The organism is Bradyrhizobium sp. BRP23, from assembly GCF_020194135.1.
Lineage (GTDB): Bacteria > Pseudomonadota > Alphaproteobacteria > Rhizobiales > Xanthobacteraceae > Bradyrhizobium > Bradyrhizobium yuanmingense.
Window position 1 is genome coordinate 93,486 of record NZ_JADYVW010000019.1, and the last position, 25,890, is coordinate 119,375.

The 25,890-nt window shown below is 58.9% G+C and carries 20 protein-coding genes and 2 pseudogenes; 6 read left to right on the plus strand and 16 right to left on the minus strand.

Going from position 1 to position 25,890, the window contains the following annotated elements:
• Window positions 1-17: 17 nt before the first annotated feature.
• The 3 genes from I6F24_RS33375 to I6F24_RS33385 all read right to left on the minus strand — a co-directional run bounded on the left by I6F24_RS33375 (window position 18) and on the right by I6F24_RS33385 (window position 4,074).
• Window positions 18-1,394 carry a hypothetical protein gene (locus I6F24_RS33375; RefSeq protein ID WP_225130096.1) on the minus strand — a complete coding sequence of 459 codons (1,377 nt, stop codon included), beginning with the start codon at window positions 1,392-1,394 and terminating at the stop codon, window positions 18-20.
• Between the two features lie 621 nt (window positions 1,395-2,015).
• On the minus strand, window positions 2,016-2,678 hold the full coding sequence (locus I6F24_RS33380) for a hypothetical protein (protein WP_225130098.1): 663 nt from the start codon (window positions 2,676-2,678) through the stop codon (window positions 2,016-2,018).
• A gap of 97 nt (window positions 2,679-2,775) precedes the next feature.
• Entirely contained in the window at window positions 2,776-4,074 is a 1,299-nt protein-coding gene (locus I6F24_RS33385) for an AAA family ATPase (RefSeq protein ID WP_225130099.1), read from the minus strand.
• Between the two features lie 324 nt (window positions 4,075-4,398).
• Here I6F24_RS33385 and I6F24_RS33390 point away from each other — a divergent pair, with 324 nt between their 5' ends.
• Window positions 4,399-5,757: a hypothetical protein gene (locus I6F24_RS33390; protein ID WP_225130101.1), complete on the plus strand. Its 1,359-nt coding sequence runs from the start codon at window positions 4,399-4,401 to the stop codon at window positions 5,755-5,757.
• 360 nt (window positions 5,758-6,117) lie between these two features.
• Here the strand turns inward: I6F24_RS33390 and I6F24_RS33395 are convergent.
• Window positions 6,118-6,735: pseudogene (locus tag I6F24_RS33395) on the minus strand (transposase); the annotation flags it as partial.
• A gap of 529 nt (window positions 6,736-7,264) precedes the next feature.
• Here I6F24_RS33395 and I6F24_RS33400 point away from each other — a divergent pair.
• A complete protein-coding gene (locus I6F24_RS33400) occupies window positions 7,265-7,459 on the plus strand; it encodes a hypothetical protein (RefSeq protein WP_225130102.1) in 195 nt (64 codons plus the stop codon).
• Window positions 7,460-8,029: 570 nt separating this feature from the next.
• Here the strand turns inward: I6F24_RS33400 and I6F24_RS33405 are convergent.
• Window positions 8,030-8,354: pseudogene (locus I6F24_RS33405) on the minus strand (integrase core domain-containing protein); the annotation flags it as partial.
• Window positions 8,355-8,545: 191 nt separating this feature from the next.
• On the opposite strand from I6F24_RS33405, the gene I6F24_RS33410 reads away from it, so the two are divergent.
• Window positions 8,546-8,971, plus strand: coding sequence for an SET domain-containing protein (locus tag I6F24_RS33410; RefSeq protein ID WP_225130104.1), 426 nt, complete (start codon window positions 8,546-8,548; stop codon window positions 8,969-8,971).
• A 667-nt stretch (window positions 8,972-9,638) separates the two neighbouring features.
• Here I6F24_RS33410 and I6F24_RS33415 read toward each other — a convergent pair.
• Complete coding sequence (locus I6F24_RS33415; RefSeq protein ID WP_225130135.1) at window positions 9,639-9,899, minus strand: hypothetical protein; 261 nt, start codon at window positions 9,897-9,899, stop codon at window positions 9,639-9,641.
• 926 nt (window positions 9,900-10,825) lie between these two features.
• On the opposite strand from I6F24_RS33415, the gene I6F24_RS33420 reads away from it, so the two are divergent.
• Window positions 10,826-11,053 (plus strand): hypothetical protein, encoded by a 228-nt coding sequence (locus I6F24_RS33420; RefSeq protein WP_225130106.1) that lies wholly within the window; start codon window positions 10,826-10,828, stop codon window positions 11,051-11,053.
• Between the two features lie 238 nt (window positions 11,054-11,291).
• Here the strand turns inward: I6F24_RS33420 and I6F24_RS33425 are convergent, their stop codons facing one another.
• The 4 genes from I6F24_RS33425 to I6F24_RS33440 all read right to left on the minus strand — a co-directional run bounded on the left by I6F24_RS33425 (window position 11,292) and on the right by I6F24_RS33440 (window position 14,520).
• On the minus strand, window positions 11,292-11,678 hold the full coding sequence (locus I6F24_RS33425) for a tetraacyldisaccharide 4'-kinase (protein WP_225130129.1): 387 nt from the start codon (window positions 11,676-11,678) through the stop codon (window positions 11,292-11,294).
• Window positions 11,679-12,134: 456 nt separating this feature from the next.
• Complete coding sequence (locus I6F24_RS33430; RefSeq protein ID WP_225130107.1) at window positions 12,135-13,307, minus strand: peptidogalycan biosysnthesis protein; 1,173 nt, start codon at window positions 13,305-13,307, stop codon at window positions 12,135-12,137.
• Window positions 13,304-14,077 carry a class I SAM-dependent methyltransferase gene (locus I6F24_RS33435; RefSeq protein WP_225130109.1) on the minus strand — a complete coding sequence of 258 codons (774 nt, stop codon included), beginning with the start codon at window positions 14,075-14,077 and terminating at the stop codon, window positions 13,304-13,306. The genes I6F24_RS33430 and I6F24_RS33435 overlap by 4 nt, the downstream gene beginning before the upstream one ends.
• Window positions 14,078-14,196: 119 nt before the next feature.
• Window positions 14,197-14,520 carry a hypothetical protein gene (locus I6F24_RS33440; RefSeq protein WP_225130111.1) on the minus strand — a complete coding sequence of 108 codons (324 nt, stop codon included), beginning with the start codon at window positions 14,518-14,520 and terminating at the stop codon, window positions 14,197-14,199.
• 1,078 nt (window positions 14,521-15,598) lie between these two features.
• Here I6F24_RS33440 and glmS point away from each other — a divergent pair.
• The gene (gene glmS / locus I6F24_RS33445) at window positions 15,599-17,431 is read left to right on the plus strand and encodes a glutamine--fructose-6-phosphate transaminase (isomerizing) (protein ID WP_225130113.1); all 1,833 of its coding nucleotides are present in this window, start codon (window positions 15,599-15,601) and stop codon (window positions 17,429-17,431) included.
• Between the two features lie 6 nt (window positions 17,432-17,437).
• On the plus strand, window positions 17,438-17,866 hold the full coding sequence (locus tag I6F24_RS33450; RefSeq protein WP_225130115.1) for a hypothetical protein: 429 nt from the start codon (window positions 17,438-17,440) through the stop codon (window positions 17,864-17,866).
• 150 nt (window positions 17,867-18,016) lie between these two features.
• Here the strand turns inward: I6F24_RS33450 and I6F24_RS33455 are convergent, their stop codons facing one another.
• The 6 genes from I6F24_RS33455 to I6F24_RS33480 all read right to left on the minus strand — a co-directional run bounded on the left by I6F24_RS33455 (window position 18,017) and on the right by I6F24_RS33480 (window position 25,736).
• Window positions 18,017-18,679 carry an MIP/aquaporin family protein gene (locus tag I6F24_RS33455; RefSeq protein ID WP_225130131.1) on the minus strand — a complete coding sequence of 221 codons (663 nt, stop codon included), beginning with the start codon at window positions 18,677-18,679 and terminating at the stop codon, window positions 18,017-18,019.
• Between the two features lie 140 nt (window positions 18,680-18,819).
• On the minus strand, window positions 18,820-20,853 hold the full coding sequence (locus tag I6F24_RS33460; protein ID WP_225152496.1) for a HAMP domain-containing methyl-accepting chemotaxis protein: 2,034 nt from the start codon (window positions 20,851-20,853) through the stop codon (window positions 18,820-18,822).
• 297 nt (window positions 20,854-21,150) lie between these two features.
• Window positions 21,151-22,410 (minus strand): Glu/Leu/Phe/Val dehydrogenase, encoded by a 1,260-nt coding sequence (locus tag I6F24_RS33465; RefSeq protein ID WP_225130118.1) that lies wholly within the window; start codon window positions 22,408-22,410, stop codon window positions 21,151-21,153.
• 418 nt (window positions 22,411-22,828) lie between these two features.
• Window positions 22,829-24,226, minus strand: coding sequence for an NAD(P)(+) transhydrogenase (Re/Si-specific) subunit beta (locus I6F24_RS33470; RefSeq protein WP_225130120.1), 1,398 nt, complete (start codon window positions 24,224-24,226; stop codon window positions 22,829-22,831).
• 39 nt (window positions 24,227-24,265) lie between these two features.
• Window positions 24,266-24,583, minus strand: coding sequence for a proton-translocating transhydrogenase family protein (locus I6F24_RS33475; RefSeq protein ID WP_014492434.1), 318 nt, complete (start codon window positions 24,581-24,583; stop codon window positions 24,266-24,268).
• Between the two features lie 22 nt (window positions 24,584-24,605).
• Window positions 24,606-25,736: a Re/Si-specific NAD(P)(+) transhydrogenase subunit alpha gene (locus I6F24_RS33480; protein ID WP_225130122.1), complete on the minus strand. Its 1,131-nt coding sequence runs from the start codon at window positions 25,734-25,736 to the stop codon at window positions 24,606-24,608.
• Between the last annotated feature and the right edge of the window lie 154 nt (window positions 25,737-25,890).

Below are 25,890 nucleotides of genomic sequence, written 5' to 3' on the forward strand. Positions count from 1 at the left end.
CCTTGCCGTTTCGGCGCTCATGAACCCGGCGCAACGACCAACTCCGCGATGTCCCGCAGCGACCCCATATCAAGCTTGAATGCTTGCATGGGAGCGGGAGTGGACCGCGTGATGACAACTCGGAATTCCCACTGATATGCAAACCGAAAGTGCTTCGCGCACTGGATTGCTTCATCTTGAACGGCAGCGAATTCGACCGGGTCATCTGAAACTGAAAGCGGGTCGTAGTAGTACGCCGGTATGAGACGCACGCGTTCCACGCCTGACACCTGTGCCGCCACTGCTTTCGCAAATCTCTCGATGAAGCTGTCGAGGTCATTTATTGCCACACAAGCGTCGCTCTGGAAATCCATAAACAAGCGATAGTCGTAAACGGAAGCGCAGCACCAACAATAATAATCGCTAGTAGAAAACTCTAGCTTTCGCCCGTCACGATACCAACTCATCGTCAGTTCATTGTCCTGACGTGCTAAGCCCTCGGCGCCTGCGAAATATGAGGCAGGCCGGACAAGCAGTTCGCCTCTTTCATACAGGGCGCGCATGTGCTCGGCCTTTCCAAATTTGAAGAGCATCTTTGGCGCATTAAAATAGCTTTCGCGAGAATACTGGGAAGCATCCACCCAATCCGCCCTACGACACCAGCTTTCGTCGGCTAAGCGCCTGATTTTTTCCGGCGGGTTAGCTGATTTCTCACCGTCAAGTAATCCGCGAATGAGAAATTCCTCGGCCAATTCAGTATAGAGAGACAGGAAATCAATATTGCGGGTCGGCGAATGCATTCCATCCCGCCTTGGCTTTATCAAGGTGTATTTCCCGTCATCACCGAGCGTGATAACGTTTGCTATTACATCATGCAGTCGTTGCTCCAATTCCTCTCGGCTGAGAGCCTGCATGTATCGATTGGCACGATAATGAAATCTCTTAATCTCCAGAATAGCAACCAAACTGATTGGTCGAGGGAAACGTAGAACGTGCTCGTGCCGTCCGACGCTTGCCTTCTTTGGAGTTGCGAACGCATCCAGCATCGTCGCAAGTACTCCACGCAGTTTGAGCGCCTCCTCCACCGGCATCATTACATCGGCCCACCCCGCCGTCGCGGTCGCGCATTGAACTATTACCTCACTGCCGTGAAGGACCATGCCGTGGGCTTTGGTGAGTTGAGCCAATAGCGGCATGTAATCGTACGTTACGAAACATTCGTTCGGGTCCAACGTGATCGAATAAGGAAGTCGCGAAAGCCATTCAAAGAGCTTCAGCGCATCCAAGACAGGCATCTTCAGATCGGCGCGCTGTACGGCATTCGTGGCGCACTGGATCACAAGGTCTTCGGCGTCCAAAATTGCGCCGTGGACCTTCGTCAGTTGAGCCAGTCGAGGCATCAATTCAAGGGTCATGAAGTGTCCTGACAAGGCAAAGACGACCGGACGCGCAGACTACCAGTTGCCTCGCTTCTGGCGTTCAGCGAAGCTCATAGTCGCTAACTGGGGGAAACGATTATGCACAACTTTGCAAGCTACATGGCAGAGAGCCAGCTCCTGACGCTGGCAACGCTTATTCTGATGGTCGTGCCCTTTTCTACCAACCTTGGTACTTTGCCGTTGCTATCTCGATTGGAGTGCTGGTCGCATCTTGGATCGTACGTGCCGCATTCATGTCCTTCGCGGCGAGAGGGACCGATCGCGGTACGGGTCCTGCCAGCTAGGCCCCTTCGTCCAGCAGTGAGTGGATAAGCTCGAACAGCCCGCACGCCAACCACGCCAAGAGCAGCGCCAGCGAAAGACAAAACCGTCCGTTTGCGCAGATGGACGTCAGCGAGGGTGAGTGCACCACCACGGTCTTAACTGCTCGTGGCTATGAGCCTGACATGGAAAGCAATCCGATGATCTGGCTTCATGTTGAAGTTGACCCGGTGATTTTCCTGCTGCTGCTTTCGGCAGTCAGGGTTCACCTTCGATAAGGTATACGGGGCCGGGAGACCGGCCCCGTTTCTTTTGACTTGCATTCGGCGAATGTGATTACGCGACCTCTTGAGCCTTCAAGGCCTCGCGCACCGCCACTCCGAGCGGGGTCGGAATGTATCGGATGCCCTTGTAGCTTCCTTCAAAAAAGTACTCGCGCCGTCGCACAACCAGCGCGTCAATGGGCGAGGCGAGATGTGGGAAGAGGGGTTTGAGCCTGCGCGAAAGGGCGATGGTCTCTGGCCGAATGCTGTACCGCGCGTCGCCGTGAGACATGCTGCATGAGTCGTCTCCGTACAGCAGGCCAAGTCGGATGTGCTTAGGCACGGTTTGAACGATCTTTACCAGCCGCTCAATCAACTGCGGATCGAAGTCGCCTGCCGCCGCCGGGGGCGCTTCAGGCTTCAGTCCGCCGGTAAAATGATGGATCGACGCGTTTGGAGCGGCGCTCTCGACAGCAATGCAGATCGAACTCGCTAAGGCGGGATCGTCAAAATGTACCGTTACCAGTTCCATGATGGCCCTCCAGTTCTTGGTAGGCCAACTGAATATCAAACGATGAATGCCTTCAAGCGATTTTTGGATCAATTTTGGCACTTCAGGGGGCGAGAAACGGCATCCTGTCTCGGCCAGCCAAGGTGCGGCGCGCGCCCCTATATTGATTTCTCGTTCCGACGCCCAATCTGCTCCAGTCATCCAGCCCCCGATCTGTTGCTCCACTTCCAGTTAATCCCTAAAGGGATTTAACTGGAGCGGAGCAGATCAGGTGCGCCAGTCGCTCCGGTTCTGCTCCGGTCAACTGGAGCAGCCAGCGCCCCTAGTCGTCGTCGGCCACCTCAATGAACTTCTTCGGCTTGCGGCGCTCATCAGGCCGCTCGACCTCGACCAAGGCGCCCGTCTCGCGCCATGTCTTGAGCAGCGCCACGACTTTAGCCCGGTCCTGCTTGTCGGTAAGGCTGAGACCCAGCGTTTTCGCGACTGCGATGCCAACCCAGCCGTCCGCCCGTTGGTCGGCCCGCCACTGGCCCTGCTTGATCGCCAGCGCGCACCGCTCAAAATCCGACGCCGTAACCCCGGCCAGCAGGTCAGGCCGCTCCCAGCGCGTCGCAACGCCGATATCGTCGCCCTTCAGATGATCGAACGGATTGCCGCTGACCCGGCTCAACGGGTTGTTGTCGAGATCGACCGAAACCAGCTCAAACCAATCCCGCTTGTCGGCTGGCTCGGTTAGGTTGGCCTTGTCGGCATAGGCTGAGAAATACAATCCATGATGATCGACGCCTGCGTTCTTAGCTTCAGCTTCGGTCATGCTATTGAGCACGCGGGCGGAGCGGCAACCGTCCGTCAGCGCGACGCCGCCGCGCGCGCTCTGCACCGTAACCTCCTGCTCGCCCTTCCGAACGTGGTGGACCAACTCAACGGCGCAATTGCCCTTGTCGGCGACTTTGTCCCATTCCTTCACCACCATGTCGATGGCGTTATTGTCGTTCTCCGGAACCTTATGCGACGAAATGAACGGATCGACGATCACCACGTCGATGCCGCGCTCTTCGATCTCTGCAATCAGCGCGTCCACGACTGGCGTGCAGATCACGGTGTCGCGGCCTTCCGTTTTGGCGATGACGAGGGGGCGTTCGCGGCCGTGATCGACAAACAGCCGATCACCAAGATGATGTTCAGAGAGTTCAAACTGCTTAGCGGTGGTTTGTATGCGGCGCGTCGTTTCCATGGCAGGGTCTTCGAGGTTGAAGTGCCAGACGCGAAGCTGCTCTGAAGCCGTGCCGAGTAACGCCTGGCCTGAGACCATCGAGAGCATTTCGGTAATGATGAGCGACGATTTGCCGAGAGCGCCCGGCGCAACCGTGGCGCTGACATATTCACTTCGCCGCGCGACGAACCAACCATGACCGGGGTTTCGATGGATGATGCCTTGCGAGTGCATCAATTCAAGCCCCTCCTGGCGACCGCACATGTCGCACGTCGCGTCCTCCTTCAGATCGGTCGCAGCCGCAAAGGATTCCTGCACTGTCCCACCGCGACACGCGCCAAGATGGCCGGGATCCGATTCACCCTCTGCCGCCAGAATTAAGACCTTCTTGGCAAGGCATGCCTTCATCGGAGGGGTCCGCCTCGGTTCGGGCACCATCCAGACGCATCGTCCAGAACACTTCGCAGCTCAGTACACACTTTAGTAGGCCCTATGATGCTACTCCACGAAATAGAATCTGTTGGTGCCAGCTCCGACTCACCCAGCCAGTGTTTCGGAAAAATGCAATCCGGCGATCCTTGGCGCGTGCCTCGGGTGAGTGTGGCAGTCGGATTGGCCATTTTGGCTCACTCAAGTCTCCAAGCGCGTCAGCTTGTCGACAGCTGATCCTAATAGAGGGAGAACAGAGAGCGGATCTGCTCAGGATTGCGAACCGACCCAAAGGGAGGGGATATGGACCCATTTAACAGCATCAACCCATTCGACCGGGCTGCTTACAACGACGCGGTGACACAACCGCAACAGCAGCAAGCGGAGTTTGAGCCGTACTTGGATGAAGTCCCGCAGCTTGATACCACTGCCGTCGCAGGGGTTCCTGTTTCTCCAGATCGCTACTATCCTCATCTGCCTGACGAAGACCGTAGACTTACCGAGGCGTTGGAACTTGGGGCCAGCGGTCCTCATCCCGAAGACGCAGTCACCAGAGGCGTCGGGCACGTCGCTGCGCAGCACAACGCGCGGGAGGCTTCGAGTTGGCCGAGCGAGCTGACTGCGGAAGGTCACGATCAGGATTCGCTGCGAGGGATGATCGGCGAATCCGTCCTAGCATCGTCTCTCAAGCCAACCGCGCACGATCACCAAGCACCGGATCTCGGAGAAGCCGTTCGTCACTTCAACTGGAGCGACGGCTACCAGCCGGCTCCGAACGAGCTGACCGGGAGCGCCCCCCTTTCAAGTCACGCGCCCCTCATGGGTGAGGATTACAGCGGGCAGTTGAGGCCTGCGAAGAGGCAGAGGACGCTAAGCCATGCGGAACTGGATGCCATTGAGCGCCAGCTGAGCGAGCCGGGCAATTCAATGGCTCGTGTGCTGATGGAAAACGCCGGCGCACCGTCGCCTTTCGGGCCAGCGGTCGGTTCACCATTGATCCTTCCTGAGGAAGGTTACGATCAGGATCAGCTGTGGGCGATGGTGCAAGACGCCGGCCCATCATCGTCTCTCGAGCCAACCGCGCGCCATGAGCAGACCCTGAATTTAGGAGCGGTTGTCCATCCCTTCAACTTCAGGCAGGGCAACCAGCACGCGTCGGCTGCGCTTGACGGTAGCGGCATCCCGCCGAGTCAGGACAGCCGACCAAACAGCTTTATCGTTCACAATGACCGCTACACGGCGCTATTCGTGCCCGCGGCGGCGATGAGGCCAAGCACCCCACTCAATGCGCCAGGCCCTGCCATTCCTCTCGGATCTCGACAGGAATACGTTCCGCAGCCCAGCGCACAGCCAGCGAATCGAGTCTCACCAGCGCTGCTTGGACGTTCGATGCAGCAAGCCGCCCCGGCGTCCTCCAGGGCTGACAGGACATCCCCGGCGGCCCGCGAAATTTATGCTGCATCATTCGCTGTTCCCGAGAATTTTTCGCACGGCACCCAACCCGCCTCGGACACGATGCGTTCGAAGCTCGGCCGCTGGGGCCTCTTGCCGGACGCGGCGCAGCCGGAAAAGCAATACAACATTCGCGGCGAGCTCTACACCGCCCTCCTGGGGCCGGGGGGGCCCAATGACGTTCGGCTCATCCATCACCCACGAGAGTAGACGCCGCGCACACTCCCGACGCTAGCAGCCCGTCCACATAGGTCCGGTATTGGGCTTGTTAATGGGCCATAGCTTGCTCCAGCGACGATTGCGTGCTTGGCTCGGGACCGGCTGTGCGGGAGAGCGCTACTCGGCCCGATTAACTTGCGCCATCATCGCTGTGCGGCTCCTCGGCGAGCCGCATAGCCATCGCCCTTTGATCTTTGCCGAGAGCCGGGACCAAGCTGCGAAGAACACCTACGGTGTTATTGCCGTTGCGTTTTACAGCATTGCCATTAATCAGGGCCTCCTCAAGTCCCGAGACAGGGGAAATCCTCGGAGTAAAGAGGCTGCTTCCGGCGCCCTGTTGAACACGCGTGACTGCTTTTCGTCCTCGAGCCGGGCCTCGAGATGGAGGCCATCAGCGCGGATGTAGACGTAGCGTTTCGCCGACGCGCTTCTGGCACGCGGTGTGCTCGTCGAGCTAGCCATCCCTAGGCGACCGATCGCCGAGGCCGACAATCCGGCAGCATCCTTGCCGAGCAGCGCAGCCAGCGCTTCCGAGGCGTCGCCAGTCGAGATCCCCTTCAGGTAAAGGATAGGCAGCAGCGTCTCGATCAACTTCGAACGGCGTATGTAGGGTGGAAGGATCATCGACGGTGAGAACCGGATGCGGTCGGGAATCGGAGGCGACCCCCTGGCGATCGCGCACGCGCGGCTGGCGGATAGCGACCGGACCGATACTGGTCGTCACCTCCCCCTCTGGCAGGTGACCGTGCCGGGCGATGCGCTGGTGGCCGGCCGCGGTCCTTCAAATCGGGATGCTTGCCGAGATAGTCCGCGACCTCGGCTTCGATCGCCTGAGCGAGATGGACGTGCCCAGTTGCGCAAGACTTTTGTGAGTTGATCGGCGACGGTTCCTGGCGGAATCAACTTGATAATGTTGTCTTTGGATAGGGCATATCGGTCCTTCGGTGAAGAAGTGGAGGCGTCAAGCACCCACGATATGCCGCCTTTTCGATTCCCGCCGTCACCAACTTTCGGCGATCTCGACCGAAACTGCTACCTCCATCTAAGTCATATCGTTCATCATGTGTGAACGCCTTCACGTCGCACTTGATCCGAGACAAGTCGTAGACCAAAGCTCGTTTACGCAAGCCGGCGAGGCGTTTCGGACTTCCTGCCGGCCTAAATTGACGATCGCAGCACCAAATCTATGCCTTAGCTGATCCAAGCCTTCACGGCCGATCCGGCCACCCGGCCGGGGTCATAGGCCCGTCTGGCCTCGGGCGAGGGATCAATTTCACGAGGCGTTTGCTTGTCCCCGTCTGCGGCGGTGAGGATAGATGAACGCCGCATCGAAAGATGCCTCGGCCAGTGGCACAGGGCGTGCAGTGCGTTTGTTGCGTGGGAAATTTCAGTGTCCCGGCTCAGGCATAAAGGGCGCGGCGTATTTTCGTGACACGAGTGTCGTCTTTCCTTGGGACACCCGACGCGATTTCGTAACAGGTCAATGTAGGAGGAACTGTTGATCCACGAATTACCTCCGCAACAGTCCAGGTTCCTCGTTCGAAGGGGGACCACCGGCTGGATGGTTTATGATCGAGAACGCAAGGGGCCGGCGCTGTTAAAGGACCACAGCTTGGCCGAGAAGCTGTCCAAGGAACGGGCCGAACAAATAAGGCAGGCACTGGTCGATGGTTCGATTAACTGCTGGCCGTGATCCCTTGAGGTGAGCCTTATTTAGGAAAATGAAAGTCTATCCTGCGTTCAGCTCCGCTCTGGGGTCTCCACGCGGAGAACATAGCCATTCGTTCATGCCCCCCAGCCGGGCCTGGTGAGTTTGGCGATGATCTTGAGAAAATCGGCCTGCGAACAGCTGGGGCGTCGGACAAACCCACAGGCTTGTCCTTGCTTTCTGGCAGCATCAGCCGTTTTGCAAAGGCCTGTCCGTCACCCGCTAAGCACCAGACCGAGATGCTGGACCATGGAGTCCAGCCGCGCCGTGCGTCGCGCGGATGACGCCAATATCCCGTCGGCGAAACGCTCAGTGAAGATCTGGCGTCCGCACGACGGCGTCGCAGCGGAAGCGTTCGATGATCACCACGAGCTCTACGAACGCGGCGCCAGCGACAGATCGGTCACGCGTCGGCGTTTTTGGATACGCCGTGGAATCGTCCCGCACCTGCCACTCAACTTTCATCCAGCAGCGCTTACAGTCTCGGGTTGATGCAGCGAGGCCGACCTTTGGACCATCCGGGCTGGATGCGCCGACGTGGTTTTGCAGCAAAATCGGCGATCTGCTGCCGATGGCGCCATGGGGCCGTTCTTCGTTGTAGTCTCCACTTTTTCTTGGGCGTCCGCAAGGCTGAGGAACCGGTGCGTGTTGAGGCATTCGACCCGGAAGGCGCAGTCTTCGATGAACGCGTTGTCGGTTGGCTTACCGGGCTGGAGAAGTCCAGCGTGACACCGCGTTGGTAGGTCCAGAGGTCCAGATCGCGCGACACGAACTCGCTGCCTTCATCGACGCGGATCGTTGCCGGGAACCCCAATTCCTTGCAGGCGCTTTCCAGGATCGCCACGACGTCGCTGCCGCGGAAGGTGAACCGTGGCGCCAGTCCTGCAGCATCTCCTCGTGGAGCGACAGCCGAGATCCTCATCGGTAGCAGCCGCTACCGAAAGGGATGCACAGATTGAAAAAAAATCGAGGTTGTGACCGAGACGCGATTAAACGACCCCACCAATTTATGCAGGAGATTGCACGGCTCAGGTTAGTTAGCTTGCAGGGTGCTAGCGACTTTGGGGAGATATGTCAGTGTTGATCGTTGAAACTATTTTGAAGCCAGACCAGTTTGGCGGTATTGGACTTTTCTCCGCTACTCTTTTGCCTAAAGGTGCATTGATTTGGATTCATAACCCAATCGTTGACATTGCCGTGACACCTGAACAGTACGCAACTTTACCTCGAACATTTCAAGCTTTACTTGATAAGCACGCCTATCCAAGAGACCTCGACGTTGATGATGGTGTTTTAGAGTACAATGCTGACAACGCTCGTTTCATGAATCACAGCAATCAACCAAACACATACCAAGACGATCATTGCCGAATTTTCACAGCCCGAGACGTACAGCCGGGTGAAGAACTAACTTGCGATTACTTGTCTTTCGATCCAAGGTGCGACTTATCGTGGGTTAAAGTGCTATCGCCGAATGTTGGTGCCGGAGCGGGCTAGGCGACAGTGGATTGAGTCGGGTCTGCGACTTCGATTCCCGTTGGCTAATTTAACGCGGGAGAGTTGCGTCAACTGGTTGTGGCCATCGACGCGACGCAGCTTTTCTCGGCGGCCTCGGCGAGCTTGAGGATCGTAGCGAGCCTTGTTCGAAAGACATCCCTTGAACGGTGCGCCGGAACGCGCTGGCCAACGCGCTTTCAATGAGGTTGGTAGTCCCCTCATGTGGAGTCCTCTAAATGTGTAGCGCCAGTCAAAGACTTCGTTACCGGCGCGCTTTTCCGCGAATGTCGGCAACGAGTCCTGGCAGTGACAACACTGGGCTGCTGTTATGTTCTCCTGTGATTTTCCGGGGTAATTGATGAGGCGCTTCATGAAGAAGTAGATCCTGGAAAGCGAACGCTTAGCCCGAATACTTCGATGACGCCATTGACGAGAGCGGCCCTGTTCGGGTGATCGACGTATTTCTCGATTCGCTCGGTTTGGCTGAGATGCGCTTCGAGGTTGCGGAGCCAGCGGGCAGCGTCGCGCCCCCACTTTGCTCCTCGAACTCTGCCAAGAGATGGACTTATTGGCAACGACGAGGCGCCGCCACCGATGGCAGCAAGTTCAATGCCGTGAACAGCCGGGACAGGAACTTCACGTGCACGAAGATGGAGCGACGGCGTGCTCAGTTGGAGGAGAGCGTCGCGCGCTGAGTCAATTCGACGCGACCAAGCGCCAGGAGCCGGTGGAGGCGCTGGCCGCGAAGGAGACAAGGCTTGCCCAGAAGCTGACAAAGCTGACAAGCTTGTTGGCTACGAGGAAGCGCCTGCTGCTTGGTGATCTTCGCGGTCAGGGCCAGACCTAAATCGTAGGCGGCAGTTCCGCTTATGGCAACAATTCTCGTGCCATCAGCAGATCTCTCAGCAACGATCTGCTGGCCCCACACGGGAATTCCTTTGCTGCTGCTCAAGGCGGAGAGTGGCGCCGGAACGGTTAGGCAGCGCCTTAAGCGACGAAGAAGTATCGAGCTCGAGCAATCCGGCAACGGAGGCCTCAGGTGATCTTCCTTGAGCTATTTCAGCTAGGGGACTGGTTTGAGGTACAACCTTGTTCACCTCACGGATCTCGGCGGCGGTAGCTGACCCTAAAATGCTCGATCCGCGTGGTCGGAATCATGGAATTGCTCCGGAAGCATTGCTGGAGCGGAGACACCACCGGGTGATGCAGCGGGAGAGGAAGTCACGGCCCTTATCGACGTGATACCAAGTAAACGACCTCAATGGCGCCTAACGACAAACGCGCAGCCCCGCTGGAATTCGGAGCCGCCGGCTCGCATCCTAACCCGACATAATCCGATCATCTGAACGATGCTTGGCAGCCTTGCCGCCGTCTCACGGGAGCACCCGATCACGCCTAAGCCTGATCAACGAAAGGTGTGATCTCTCGCTTGCGCAGAGCAAGCACCGCCCCCCGACCGGCCTTTCGAACCGGTTCACTGCTCCGTGGTATCTCCGCCTACGCACCTCTTGATGAAACTCCTCCTGGACTCCCCAACGACCTTCTGATCGATCGCCTGCTTCAGGCAGTCGCGTCGATCCGCGTTGCATCGAATCGTGCTTGCACTCCGAGGTAAGTCATTTCGCTTTGTGGTTGGAATTTTCGTCGCGGTCCGGCGCCCTTAAGTTGTTTGACGAAGTCTTGCTGAAACACAGTGCCGCTAAACTTCCTGTTAGGTAATTAGCCCTGTTCTTTTTTATCGCACAGACAATCAAGTCAACCAAACGGCCATTGAGCTTTGGAATTGGCGCAGTCTGTGAACGGGCTCATATCGAAGAGCCATCTGACGGGCGACGATCACCTCGAAAATCCGCGGTGGAATATCTGTCAATTCAAAGTCAATCGATGGGGGTGATCATGCCCATCATACTGGACTTGCTCTATCGCGAATATTGCCGCGCCCGTCTCGCTGAAATGCGCAAGCAGCTTCTGATCGCAGCTGAACGCTTTGAAGCACTCGAAGCGGACTACCTTATTTCGGATCAGAGTGACGACGAGAGGGCGGCGGCATACCGCAAGACCGATCGCGGCGCGCCGCATTGAAGCAGCCAAGACCGGCAATCTCTCCCGCGTGGTAGTGGCCAAGCAATTCAACAGTCTGGGAGACAGCGATGAACACACCCGAATGCTATACCTTCACGGTGACCTGCGTCTCGTGCCTGACCATCATAGGAATGATGGTCGTTGGGGTGTGGTGAGCATGACTGTCTGCTGAAGCGGTAGCTTTAGCGAGTGCGAAACGAAGTTGGTCGGCACGCCTCGCTTTGCCCACCGGACGAGATCAGCGTCTGGAAAAACGCCGCTCGCGGGCCTTGTAGAGATGGTCGCTGATCAGTTGCCGCAGCTTGGCCCGGTCGTCGAATTCGAGCTGGACAGCGAATGGGACGATGCCGGTAGGGCACGCCATCGCTGCGATGCAGGCGCGCAAGATCATTTTCGTCGTCACCAGCGTGAGCTGCTCGCGCTGTGCCTCCGCTGCAAGCGCGGCGAGTTCCTCGCGCGAGAACATGTGATGATTGTCGAAGCGGCGCGTGCGCGCGACTTCGATGCCGCTGGCCTCCAATGTGCGGAGGAAGTGCTGGGGATCGCCGATTCCGGCGAAGGCGAAGACCCGCTCGCCGAGCAGCTGCGCGAGCGAGGCCGCATCCGGCTTCAGGCGCGCGCGCAGCTTGGGCTCGTTGCGTTTGGCGACCTCGGCGGCGACATCGTTGGCGGCGAGTCTGGCTCTCGTCTTGCCAAATTCATAAAAAGGTCCGGCCGCGCCGACGTCCTCTCGAGAGGAAGCACTGCTTGAAGCCGGAAAACTCGCTTAGGCTGGATTCCATCAACTCGCCACGCGGGAGTGTCGTCGGGACTGCCGTGCTCTACCCAGTTTCGTTCGGAAATCTCGCGAATTTTCGTGCCACAAAAGCGCTCGCTGCCGACCCTCGAGACCCGGAGTCAGCCGTCATGACGTCATCGGGCACCGTATCCCAGAATGTGCGCAGCAGTTTTTGCTTGAGTGTGCCTTCGTCGTGCTCCGGCTTGAAGAACCAGCGCGGCATCTTCAGTCGAAGTCCTGGCGTTAGGCCGAGGGGCACCGTACCCGACCAAAGACCTCGGCGAATCTTGCTCAATCTCGCAGTTACTCACCCAGCAAACGCTCGACCAACTCCCAATCCCTGCAAAGATGGCCTGCGAACTGATTCTGATATTGTCTGATCATACGCAGATTGTGCCGCTTGACGTCGGAGCCGCAGATGTGCTGTTCACCAACGCACTTGATGACGATCGCCTGCGGCTCGATCTTTGCCCCTCGGTTCACTTTCGCACGTAACGAGGAGGTAGAAAGCCGCAATGTTGTGAGACCGCGCGCCGCAGCGTAATCGAGGGGCTCGTAATAGCATAAGACGAAATATCTGTAATCCTTGAGATCGCGACTGTAGTCTGCCCCGAAGTAGCGCAAGTGAAGTGCCGTTCCAAAGCGATAGAAAACAGCAAGCCCGGTTATCTCGTTGTTGCACTCGGAAATTGCTGCGGCACCGAACTGCGACACACCCGCCTTTCTCTGCCCGGCGAGTATCCTTTCCATCCAGTCGCGACCCTGGGTGCTTCCGTGTCGAGACCTGTTTTGGGTTATGAGATCAGCGACTATGGAGTCATCGAGTTCTTCGGCTGAGGCCCATCCGATCTTCCCCCCGGCTCGCCGGAACGCCGCGACTTCAGACTTGCTTTGATTACGATCATGCGCGCACGAGGCCGCCATCATCCCGGCTACCCCTGTATCCGGCACTTCTAGATACGCTTCGGCAGAATGCAAAACGACCGTACCCCCAATGTGCTCCGCGAATTCCACCGCCGCCGGGTAGGGCATGTACGGCACTACAACGCCGGCATATCCCCGCTCCTGAGCATAGTTTAGAGCGCTGCGTCCCAACTCGCCTAAAGCCTCATACCTTCGCCTGCCCTGAATGCAGGGTATCTCGTTGTGGGTGTTGCGCCGACCACCCAGCCAGAGAAAACTTTGTTGCCAAGGGCCGGGAATTCCAGCCATGCAATCTGGCAGGAAGAACAAACCAGGTGATTGGTCTCCCTCCCAAAGCGTGCACGCAGCCACGACTCCGGCCGCCCCGCGGACCGCAAGCACGTCCGTTGCGCCGAGCGAATGTTCGAGCGCTCGCAGCCACCGGTAGCTGTTATAAAAATTGTTATCACCGACGAGGGCATCCCATTCATGCTCGTCAAAGCCGCATAGACCTTCCGCGACCGCTGAGGAGAACGGGACTAACAACTTGCTCCTGAATGGTACAAACGTCATGGGTGTCGCCCCGCATGGCGTGGGACACGGACGCCTTCAATGATGATCGCGTGCGGGCTTTGGAGATATGCATGTAGCTCCGTGGGAAGCTGATCTATACGGGCGCATGTGGGCACAAACAGTTCTCTCCATTTCAATGATCGGAACCCGGCTTGTGCTAATGAACTCTCCAAAGAGGGAGCGGGCCAATGCCATGCAAATACGCCGCCTTGTTCTCCATTTTTGCAGAACTCGACCTTAATACGCCCACCTTCTAAATATGGGTTCTCAGGATCGTCTACGACGAGCCTGAAGCCACAGGGTTCGTACCAGTTTGGATGTGGATTGTAAGCTGGATGAGTGGACAACGATATCAAGCGCCCGCCAGGACGCAACAGTTCGGCCATTTCGGCGCACATGCTGTCCAGCTCACTTTTGGTGGCGGCATAGGGCAGCACATAGGATGCAAGTACCAAGTCGAATTGGGCTGCCATGTTGGCATGGAGATGAGTGACGAAGGAGAGATTGATCCCCTCTTTTTCTGCGCGACGCCGCGCGTAGTTTAGCATGCCTGGCGCCGGATCATATCCTACAACAGAGGCTGCTCCGCGTTGCTTAAGTATTCGCGAATATGCCCCCGCGCCGCACCCAAAATCGAGGATGGAGAAGCCATCAACGTCACCCATCACCTCTAGTACGCTCGGCACTTCGATGTATTTTTGAAGGGGCCATTCAGTCATATTCTCGTGCAGACTTGCAAATTCATCGAATTGGGCCGCGCTGTCGGACACGGACGCGCCTCTCGAGGCGCCGTCCCCGTGTTGGCACGAACCCAGTGTTTTTTCTTCGGGTGACGGGCAAGAACCGCCGGACAACGCAACTTTGGCTGGGAACGGTGAGGATGCGAGACTCATGCTTCGATCCGTTCTGACCAGACCGAAACTGTCTTAGATCTGTCGAGATATTTTTCGTAGAGTTCTTCGAGCATTTTCTTGCCGACGACGGCGAGCTCAGCTTGATAGGCTTTGCGATCGGTCACCTCAATGCGCTCGATATAGTCCCACGGCCCGCCTGATATGCCGACGCCGGTTTCCGTGATGCGGTGCGTCGAATAGCTGACGATAGTCTTCAATTTACTGGCGACGACATAGTCGACCTCGCGTTCGAAGCGTTCATACTCCGCTGCGCTGACACCCGGCTTCAGTGCGGCAAATACAAATCGGACAACAGCCATTTTCGATCCTTCTCGTGTCGCGGCATATCAAAATCCAAGTGGCCAGCTCTGAGCCAAGAGAGTCGGCAACGATCGCCTCAGTGCATTCCAGGGCGCACTTGCGCTGGCCCCTTAGCTGATGGACATCGCTCGGCGAAAATGCTCACACCAAACGCGCAGAGCGCCTCGTGCCCTAAGGGAACACATCGGTGAGGGTGCTCCGAGAACATGAGCGATGGTGGGCACGCGTTCGATGATTGCCGATTGCCGTCCGTGATGCTCGGCGCACTCCTAAGCATCGCTACCACTCTCAGGGCGTGAATAAGGGCCAAGTGCTGTACAGCACGAACGACAAAGGCAATCGCGCCGCACCCGGCGGGCTTTCAATTCACGGCCTGTCGATGGCCTTGATGTGATTAGCCGAGCAAGGGCCATATGAACTCCGGGCTGCGCTATCTGCCAGACGGCCACATTGAAACGAGTTTGCGCAGGACCTCAGCAAAGTGCGTGCCACAAACGGCTTATGCCACTTGCGTAGCAGGCGGACAAAACAACCACTTCACGCCGTACGGCGGAATACTTGCGGTCTTGTCGAATTTCGCACATGCACGTCTTGATCCACACACGGCTGAATATGATCAGCCGGCGACTGCGCGGCAGCGCCCTCTTCGCGGGCTTCCACCACGCCGATAAAATAACAAGGCGAAATGGGTGGACCGAATGTATCACACGATGAATGTGAATTCCTCTCGGCTACTCACCACACCGGAGCGATGTTAGATCGGGCAACGAGGTCGATGGGGAATGTCAGTATCTGGCCGAGTGAGCGAACATTCTGGGCCCCGCGGCTCCATTTAGGCGCCGAGCCATCGTCAGCAGAAGTCCCCCGGAATGCTTGATCAGCGTGATGATATACGTCTAGCAGCGTGTCCGGGAACCGGCCCAAATAGCTTGTAAAGTCGTTCGGTACTGGCATGCAAATTGCCAGCTCCGTGGCTAGCCAAATGGGGGGATTCATTGACCTGCCAACCCCTCTAGCTTGCCGCCTGACTCGAAAGACGATGTGGTTCAACGCTAGTTGCGGAGCATATTGACCTGCATGTGCGGAATTGTCGGCATTGTGGGACGCCGTCCGGTCTCCGAGCAATTAATCGTTTCCCTGAAGCAGCTAGAATATTGTGGCTATGACTCTGCAGGCGTGGCAACGCTGGAAGGCGGTCATTTCTACCGACAGCGTGCCGAGGGCAAGCTCAAGGCGTTAGAGAACCGCCTGCGCGCCGCGCCGGTGTGGGGGCATACCGGCATCGGGCATACCCGCTGGACCAGCCACAGAAAGGCGAGCGCGAAGAACGCCCATCTGCATGCGACTGACAATGTGTCGGTCGTTCATAACGGCGTAATCGAAAATTATCCTGAGCTGCGCGCCGAGTTGGAACGAAAGGGTGCACAATTCGCCTCCGAGACGGATACAGAGGTAGTCGCTCACATAGTCGAATCCCATTTGATCAAGGGCTATTCGCCTCAGGACGCGGTGAAGGCTTCGCTGCCCAAACTGGGTGGTCCGTTCGCGCTGGTTTTTCTGTTCAAGGGCTACGACGATTTATTGATCGGGGCCTGCAATGGGTCGCCGCTTGCTATCGGCCATGGCGACGGAGAAATGTATCTGGCGTCGGATGAGATTGCACTTGCGCCTTTCACGGAGCGCATTACCCATTTGGAAGACGGCGACTGGGCCGTTCTGACCCGCAACTCCTTCACGATCTACGACATGCAAGGCGTCATTGCCCATCGCGAGGTACTGAAATGCAGAGCCTCGCCGGCTCTCATCCGAAAGGCAAATTATCGTCCTTTCATGCTCAAGGAGATCCACAGGCAACCGAAAGTCGCCGGCCATACGCTGGCGCGCTATGTCGACGCGTCGGCCGATCGCGTCGCATTCCCTCAGACGCTGCCATTCGACTTCAATGACATTGGCCGAATATTGATCACCGGCTGCGGCACCGCACGCCATGCCGGCCACATCGGCAAATACTGGTTCGAGCGGCTGGCCCGCATCCCCGTCGAGGTCGATGTCGCTTCCGAATTACGCTACCGGGAACCGCCCTTGCGCGAGCGCGATCTCGCCATCCTCATTTCGCAATCCGGCGAGACGGCTGATACGCTGGCTGCGCTGCGTTTTGCCAAATCTCAGGGACTGCGCACGCTCTCCGTAGTCAACGTGCCGAGCTCGACAATTGCGCGAGAGAGCGAGACCGTGCTGCAGACGCTGGCCGGCCCCGAAATGGGCGTCCCCTCGACCAAAGCCTTCTCGTGCCAGTTGATCGTGCTCGCGGCTCTTGCGATCGCCAACGGGAGAGCGCGTGGTGAATTATCCCGGGCCACCGAGGCCACGCTCGTACAGGAGTTGCTCGAAGTTCCTCGCCTGATGACAGCTGCACTTGCAACCGAACCGCAAATCGAGAAGCTCGCGCGGGAGGTCGCCAAGTCGCGTGGCGTGCTATGTCTCGGTCGCGGCAGCTCCTTTCCGCTGGCGCTGGAAGGAGCGCTGAAGCTGAAAGAAATCGCCTATATCCACGCCGACGGCTATGCTGCGGGCGAGCTTAAACACGGTCCGCTTGCGTTGATAAGCGATGGTGTGCCTGTCGTGGTGATCGCCCCTTCCGACTCGCTGTTCCAAAAGACGGTCTCAAACATGCAGGAAGTTGCAGCAAGAGGTGGCAACATCATCCTAATAACCGATCCAAAGGGAGCCGAGGCGGCCTCTGTGAACTCGCTCGCGACCATCGTATTGCCTGACATGGGGGCAAGCTTTACTCCGATAGTTTATGACATTCCGATGCAGCTCTTGGCGTATCATACTGGGTTGCTGATGGGCACAGATGTTGACCAGCCACGCAATCTCGCTAGGTCTAAGTCGGTCATTGTCGAATAGGTTGCCTTGATTATCGCCGACCCGACGCTCACCACCAGAATATCGGCGTACTTCGAGCGGGTTGGTGACATCGGTCAAGTTGCGTCGAGCGCGCCGCAGCTTGACTCTCCCTTTGAACCTAAGCTGAACTGCAAGACGCCGGCCTTGGGCGATACCCCGCTCAGCACTTTACGTGACGCAATCAGCATCGCGCCAACCCTTCTTGGCGTGACCATCCCGCATAACGACCAACGCTTCATGGCATCGGGGCGCCGTCTTTCAAACGGCGCTCAAGATCTTCCGGTTTTCTTCCCAAATGCAGGAACTTGCCGGCGCCGCGGCTGTGGCGTGCTCATCTGGGCGGCGACGACCTCCCCGTCATTCATTGGCTGCACGATCGACCTGTTGGTAAGTGTGAGGAGCAGCCAGAGCGCAAGTTCAAGAAGACAGAATTGACGTGCCGACTGACGTCAATGAGATTGTCGATCACGTCAGCTGCGCCGGACCCTTTCGCTTCATTCTGCGTGTGCAGTGTTTTGCGAAAAGATCATGCTCAAACAATTACCTAAAGCGCAATGACGATTTCTTCCTAATCTCATCGCCCTTTCAGGCGGTGTTCCTAAATAACCATGCAGCGAGCGTTGTGGCCGCAAGGGCCCCAATCAGTTGCGCGATGATGAAGGGAACAACGCTACTCGGAGCGATACCGGCAAAGGTGTCGGACAGCGATCGTGCGATCGTCACCGCGGGATTGGCGAACGAAGTGGATGCGGTGAACCAGTAGGCGGACGTTACGTACAAGCCAACGGCGTAAGGAACCACAGCGGGAGTTCGGCTCGCGCAGCCGAAGATCGTGACGAGCAAACCGAACGTTGCGGCGGCTTCTGCGATCCACTGTCCTGCTCCGGTTCGTTGTGTGAGCGAGACTTGCCAGAGCGGAATATCGAACATCAAATGTGCCGCAAAGACCCCCGTGAGCGAACCGGCAATCTGCGCGAGAATATAGGCCCACAGGGCTCGCCACGTCAGTTCGCCTCGCAAGGTCAAGGCCAGACTCAGCGCGGGATTGAAGTGCGCTCCCGACAGCGGCCCGAAGACCAGGATCAGGACGACCAGGATCGCACCAGTGGAGATGGTGTTGCAGAGAAGCGCGAGCGCGACGTTGCCGCCGGCGAGCCGCTGCGCCATGATACCGGACCCGACCACGGCAGCGAGAAGGAACGCCGTGCCGAGCCCCTCCGACACAATGCGTCGTCCCATGGACGGCATCAGAATTGTCCGAGCGGCGCATTTCGTAGGACCGATCTCCTCAAGTCCGCTCTTTCGCGCCATTTCATCTCGCCGGTCATCGGGTTGCATTGAGTGTTCCTGCACAAGGGACATTTTGGCTGCTCGACCGCTTGGGCCGCTCACGCTCGTCGCAAGGATGCAATGAAGCGGCTCAATTCAGCGGTCAACTCAGAACTGCTCTTGGACAGCGCCTGCGCCGACTGCAGGACGCCGCCTGCCGCTGTATCCGTGGTTGCGGCGCCATGGGCGACCTGGCTCATTCCGCTCGCAACCTCCGAGGTTCGCGCGGCGGTCTGCTGGATGTTGTGCGCAATCTCGCGCTTTGCCAACAGCTGCTGTTCAACAGACTCCGACACAGCACCCGAAATCTGCGAGATGCGGTCGATCGTTGCGCTAATGGAAACGATTTCAATCACCGATTTGCGGGCGACCGACTGCATCGCGCCGATTTGCGCAGCAATCTGCGAGGTGGCATCAGAAGTCTGATCCGCCAAAGCCTTGACTTCCTGCGCGACCACCGCAAAGCCGGTGCCGTATTCGCCCGCACGTGCGGCTTCAATCGTGGCGTTGAGCGCAAGCAAGTTGGTCTGGCGTGCCACTTGCGCAATGAGCCGAACGACGTCGCCGATCCGTTCGGCCGCATCAGTGAGCTCGGAGATCTGCCTGTCAGTCTGCGCCGCCTGGCGGACCGCCTCCAGCGCAATCTTCGAGGATTCCTGCACCTGCCGCCCAATTTCGGAGGCAGAGGTCATCATCTGTTCCGTCGCGGCAGCAATGAGCTGGATATTGGAAGAGGCGCTGTCGGATGCTGCCGAGACGTGGCTCGAAACGCCGGTCGTGTGCTTGGCCGACTGAGTGAGGCCAAGAGCCGCACTTTCAAGCTGGCGGGAGGCGTTAGCCACCGTCTGAATGACGTTACCGACGGCCGCCTCGAACGCATCAGCAAGCCGCTCTAGCTCCGCGCGGCTTCGCTCGCCCTGCAGGCGGTCGCGTTCCAACTGTTCGGCAAGGTCGCGCTCAGCCTTCAGGCGCATGCCCTGCTTGAAGTCCTCGACCGCCCGTCCCATGTCCCCGATCTCATCTTTACGATCAAGACCCGGCAGAACAATCTCGAACTGACCGGCACCAAGCTGACGCATCGCCACCGTCATACGTGAAATGGCACCGCCAATGCGACGGCCGAACAGCAGCGCAAACGTCGCGACCAGGCCCATCGCCCCAACCACCAGCCAAAACAGGAGATCGCGGGCATTTGCCGCGCGCAAGCCAGCCGCGGCGCTTCGGCGATCGGCTTCTGCAATTGCCTGTGCCAATGCCGGTCGATGGCTGCCATAAACCTTGGCAATATCCTCCATCTCCTCGTTCAGCGACTGCTGGACCAACATGAAGGCAGAAAATGCGGCTTGATAGGACTTGAGAAGCCTCTCAAGTTCGGGGCGAATACCCGGTGAGAGATCTGAGGTGGCCAGCAGCCCGGCGAATTCGGCGCCAGACTTGTCAAAATCCTGGCCGTATTTTTCTTCGCCGTGCAGCATGAAATCCTTTTCATACCCGCGCATCCTCTCCATGAGAACGGTCAACCTTGGCTGGTCGAGCTCGGCAAGCCGCCCTTCCAGCTGAAGCTCGGCCGTGCGCAGCCCGCCCTGGAGCCCCTCCTCGGCGTTAAAACCAAGCGCGCGCTCGGCCGAGACGATGTTCTGAAAGCGAGCGGCGTAGAGGTCGATCCCGCTCCGCAGTCCGGAAGAGCTCTTGAGAGGATCGCCCTCAGGCAATCGCGCCGCAATGCCTTCGATGTCGCCGAGCATCGCCATTTCGTGCTTGAGCAGCTCGGCATGGCGCTCAATCATTGCCTCGTCGCGCCGACGCAGGAATTCGGTCGTCACATGTTGCGATTCCAGAAAGCTCTGGGAGAGCGCCGCAAACCGGTCACGAACGCGAGCGGCCTCGTCCGCATCACCCTGGACCTGCGCCGCGTGGTTCAACCCGACCAGGCAGATCGCGCCGGTCGCAATGACCGCGATGATGCCAAGCAGGCCGATCTTTAATCGCAAGGAGGCACTGAATGTTCGGCTGGCCGGAATCTGCAGCTTGAGCAAGCGCCACAATGGGGTGCGTTTGAACGAGAGCGCGCGAAGTGTGAGAGCTGAGAACAATGCTTTCTTTCCTTAAATGGCGCATGGCTTGCCAATCCTGCGGCCGATGAAAAACTGTAAGACGTGAGACTATCACTCAACGCTAAACATGCCGCTGCCGTTTGTCGGCGACGGCCCAGCTAAGTCTAGGGCGAACTGGCAGACAGACCGATCTGCCAGTGGATTGGGTGCATTTGTGCTCGCCAAGGAGACCATCAGGACGAGCGCACAGGTCAGTTGGGGCTCATCATTCAAGTGGCTCGTTAGCGGCAGCATAGGGGGCCTACGGCGGCTCCACGCGAGGGAAGAACTAGGTTTTTACGGGAACAGGCCGCGTGTTTCCTTGGCACCGCGAACACGCTCGACGCCTATTGCCATGGCCGCGGTGCGATTGAACAGATTTTCGCCTTTGCTTCGCGCCAGGACACGCTCGAAAGCACGATCCAGGAGTTGATACTCCCGGCGCATGACTTCCTCCTCCTCCCAGAACAATCGCTGAAGGTCCTGCACCCATTCAAAGTAACTGACGACAACACCTCCCGAATTGCAGAGAATATCGGGAATGACGAACACCTCGTCCTGGCGTCCTTCCAGAATTCGGTCAGCTTCCGGCGTGGTCGGTCCGTTGGCGCCTTCGGCAAGGATCCGGCAGCGCAGTTTAGCGGCCATTCCAGCGTCGATGACCCGTTCGACGGCAGCCGGAACAAGCACGTCGCACGGCACGGTCAGGATCTCTGCAGGATCCAGAGCGAGCTCATTGGAGTAGCCATCAAGGCTTCCTTGCGAGGCTGCGTGCCGGACCAGTTGTGGTATGTCGAGCCCACGAGGGCGGTAGAGCGCGCCGGTGTGATCGCTGACCGCGATCACTTTCACTCCCATGTTATGCAGCTCAAGCGCGGCGATCGAACCGACGTTTCCAAATCCTTGAACAACCGCCGTTGAGCCATTGAGACGGATTTTGAGCTCGTCTGCAGCGCGCCTGACCAGATGAGCCACACCCCGGCCTGTCGCTTCACGACGGCCGAGCGTTCCACCAGCGCTGACGGGCTTGCCCGTCACGATCTCGGTGACGGTTTGGCCCTGGTACATCGAATAAGTATCCATGAACCAGGCCATGATCTGCTCGTTCGTACCGAGGTCAGGAGCCATAACATCGGTGTGTGGCCCAACGAAGGGGATCATTTCCTGCATATAACGGCGCGAAAGCGCCTCAAGCTCGCGCTTCGACAAGGTCGAGGGGTCGACATTGATGCCGCCCTTGGCCCCGCCATACGGCAATCCGACCAGGGCACATTTCCAGCTCATCCAAATGGCGAGCGCTGCAACTTCGCCGAGGTCGACTGTGGGCGCGAACCTGGTGCCCCCTTTTGTCGGGCCAAGCGTCAAATGATGCTGTACCCGGTAGCCCTCGAACACCGCGGTGGTGCCATCATCCCGGTGAATTGGACACGATACTGTGACAGATCGCTTCGGCAACAACAGGCGCGGTCTCGCATCATCCGGTATGCTCAGGTAATTCGCGATCACCTCGAATTGCTTTACGGCCATCTCAAACACTGGCCCACGATATGCAGTCACGCTAGCTCCTCAAGCTGGATATGAAAAATTGAACGCTCATGCGTCGGGACGCTTTGGGCCCTGAACAGGTGATGCGATTTCGGGACGTGGAGATGGTCGCCGTTACCGCAAGAGCGCAGCTTGCGCTCACGCCGAATAGAGGACCAATGCCACGAAAGCGAGATTGACGAGGGCGGCCACGATCGCCAGCAACCAAGTGGTCGCAGGCGAAATGTCTGGAGTATCTTGCGAGTCTGGGATCCAAAGGGGCGGCGGCGGCATCTCAATGTCTCCGAAAGCTTGCATTACAGCGAATCGAGCAAGCAAGATGAAATTGCCTCATGGCCATCAGGCGAGCCAGTTGTTCAAATCTATGGCGCGGCCGCGCTGATCTTGATCAAGAGTAGAGAGGCTCTGAACCATGTTTAGCTCGTGGCGTTCACATCGCCTTGACGATGTTCTCGGTAACCTTCTTGGCGTCGCCGAGCAGCATCATGGTGTTGTCGCGGTAGAACAACGGGTTGTCGATGCCCGCGTAACCCGAAGCCAGCGAGCGCTTGATGAACATCACCGTTCCGGCCTTCCAGACCTGCAGCACCGGCATGCCGTAGATCGGCGAGGACTTGTCCTCTTCGGCCGCCGGATTGGTCACGTCGTTGGCGCCGATCACGAAGGCGATGTCGGCCTGCGCGAACTCGGAGTTGATGTCCTCGAGCTCGAACACCTCGTCATAGGGCACGTTGGCTTCGGCCAGCAGCACGTTCATGTGGCCGGGCATGCGGCCCGCGACCGGGTGAATGGCGTATTTCACCTCGACGCCTTCCTTCTTCAGGATGTCGGCCATCTCGCGCAGCGCGTGCTGGGCCTGCGCCACCGCCATGCCGTAGCCGGGCACGATGATGACCTTGGAGGCGTTCTTCATGATGAAGGCGGCATCGTCGGCCGAGCCGAGCTTGGCGGGCTTCTGCTCGCCCGTACCGCCGCCGGCCGCAGCGGTCTCACCGCCAAAGCCGCCGAGGATGACCGAGATGAAGGACCGGTTCATCGCATGGCACATGATGTAGGACAGGATCGCGCCCGAGGAGCCGACCAGCGCGCCGGTGATGATCAGCGCGGAATTGCCGAGCGTGAAGCCGATGCCCGCGGCCGCCCAACCCGAATAGGAGTTCAGCATCGAGATCACGACCGGCATGTCGGCGCCGCCGATCGGGATGATCATGAGCACGCCGAGCAGAAGCGCCAGGATGACGTTGAGCCAGAAGAACACCAGGCTGCCGGTGACGACGAGGCCGACGATGCAGGCGACCAGCGCCACCGCGAGGGCGACGTTGATCACGTGGCGGGCCGGCAGGATGATCGGAGCGCCGCTCATGCGCGCCGAGAGCTTGAGGAATGCGATCACCGAGCCGGTGAAGGTCAGCGCGCCGATGGCGACGCCGAGCGACATTTCGACCAGGCTCTGGGTGTGGATATTGCCGGGCGTACCGATGTCGAAAGCCTCGGGCGCGTAGAACGCGCCGGCGGCGACCAGCACCGCGGCCATGCCGACCAGCGAGTGGAAGGCGGCAACCAGCTCCGGCATCGACGTCATCGGCACGCGCCGGGCGATCACCGCGCCGATCGCGGCGCCGATCGCGATGCCGACGATCACCAGCACCCAGGCGAGCCCGTCGGCCGGCGGATGGTTGGCAAGCGTGGTGGCGACCGCGATCGCCATGCCGATCATGCCGAACAAATTGCCCTGGCGCGATGAAGCCGGGCTCGACAACCCGCGCAGCGACAGGATGAACAGCACTCCCGCCACGAGATACAGAAATGCAGAGAGGTTGGCGCTCATCTCAGGTCCCCATTGATCCCATCAGCCCGAGGTGGCCGCTTACTTCGACTTCTTCTTGTACATCGCCAGCATGCGCTGGGTGACAAGGAAGCCGCCGAAGATGTTGATGCAGGCAAAGATCAGCGCGACAAAGCCGAAGGCACGGGCCCAGCCCGAGCCGCTCGAGACATTCGCGACGCCGCCGGCAAGCAGCGCGCCGACCACGATCACCGAGGAGATCGCGTTGGTCACGCTCATCAGCGGCGTGTGCAGCGCCGGCGTCACCGACCACACCACGAAATAGCCGACGAAGACGGCGAGAACGAAGATCGACAGCCGGAAGATGAAGGGGTCGACGACCTGTGCAGCATGCTCCATGGCGGCTCTCCTTAAACCCGATTTAAGATGATTTGGGCTGGAAGTTCGGGTGGATGACGGCGCCGTCTTTCGTCAGCGCCGTGGCCTTGACCAGCTCATCGTCCCAGTTCACGGCGAGCTTCTTCTCTTTCTTGTCGACCATGGTCTCGATGAAGGAGAACAGGTTGCGGGCATAGAGGCTGGAGGCCGAGGCCGCGACGCGGCCGGCGACGTTGGTGTAGCCGACGATCTTGATGCCATCGAGGTCGACGACCTCACCGGCCTTGGCACCCTCGACATTGCCGCCGCGCTCGACGGCGAGATCGACCAGTACCGACCCCGGCTTCATCGACTTGACCATGTCGGCGCTGACGAGCTTCGGCGCCGGCCGGCCCGGGATCAGCGCGGTGGTGATCACGATGTCCTGCTTCTTGATGTGTTCGGCGGTGAGCGCGGCCTGCTTGGCCTGGTACTCCCTAGACATTTCCTTGGCGTAACCACCAGCGGTCTGCGCGTTCTTGAACTCCTCGTCCTCGACGGCGAGGAATTTCGCACCGAGCGATTCCACCTGCTCCTTCGTCGCGGGCCGGACGTCGGTCGCGGTGACCACCGCGCCGAGGCGGCGCGCGGTCGCGATCGCCTGGAGGCCCGCAACGCCGACGCCCATCACGAACACCTTGGCAGCGGGCACGGTGCCGGCCGCGGTCATCATCATCGGAAAGGCGCGGCCGAACGCCTCGGCGCCCTCGATCACGGCGCGGTAACCGGCGAGGTTGGCCTGCGAGGACAGCACGTCCATCACCTGCGCGCGGGTGATGCGCGGCATCAGTTCCATCGCGAAGGCGGAGACGCCGGCATCGGCTATCGTCTTCAGCGCGGCCTCGTTGCCGTAAGGGTCCATGATGGCGATGACGAGCGCGCCGCGCTTGTACTGCGCCAGCTCGGACGCCTCGGGACGCTTCACCTTGATGATGATATCGGCGTCCTTGAGCGCGTCAGTGCTGACGGTGGCGCCGGCCGCGGTGAATTCGGAATCCGGCAGGCCCGACTTGATGCCGGCGCCCGCCTCCACGGCGATTTCGGCGCCCAGCGCCCTAAACTTCTTCACCGTATCAGGCGAAGCGGCGACACGCGGCTCCGACGGATCGATTTCCTTGGCAACGGCGATCTTCATGACACCTCCCGGCGAGCGCCGCCTGTCTTCGTAGCAGTATTCCGAGCGCACCGGCCTGCAGAACGCCCGAATTGGTTCGTAGTGATGACTTGTTCGCACTGGATATAAGGCTCGTTTGGCAGACTCTATCAGATGCCCTGCGCCGTTCTTTGGG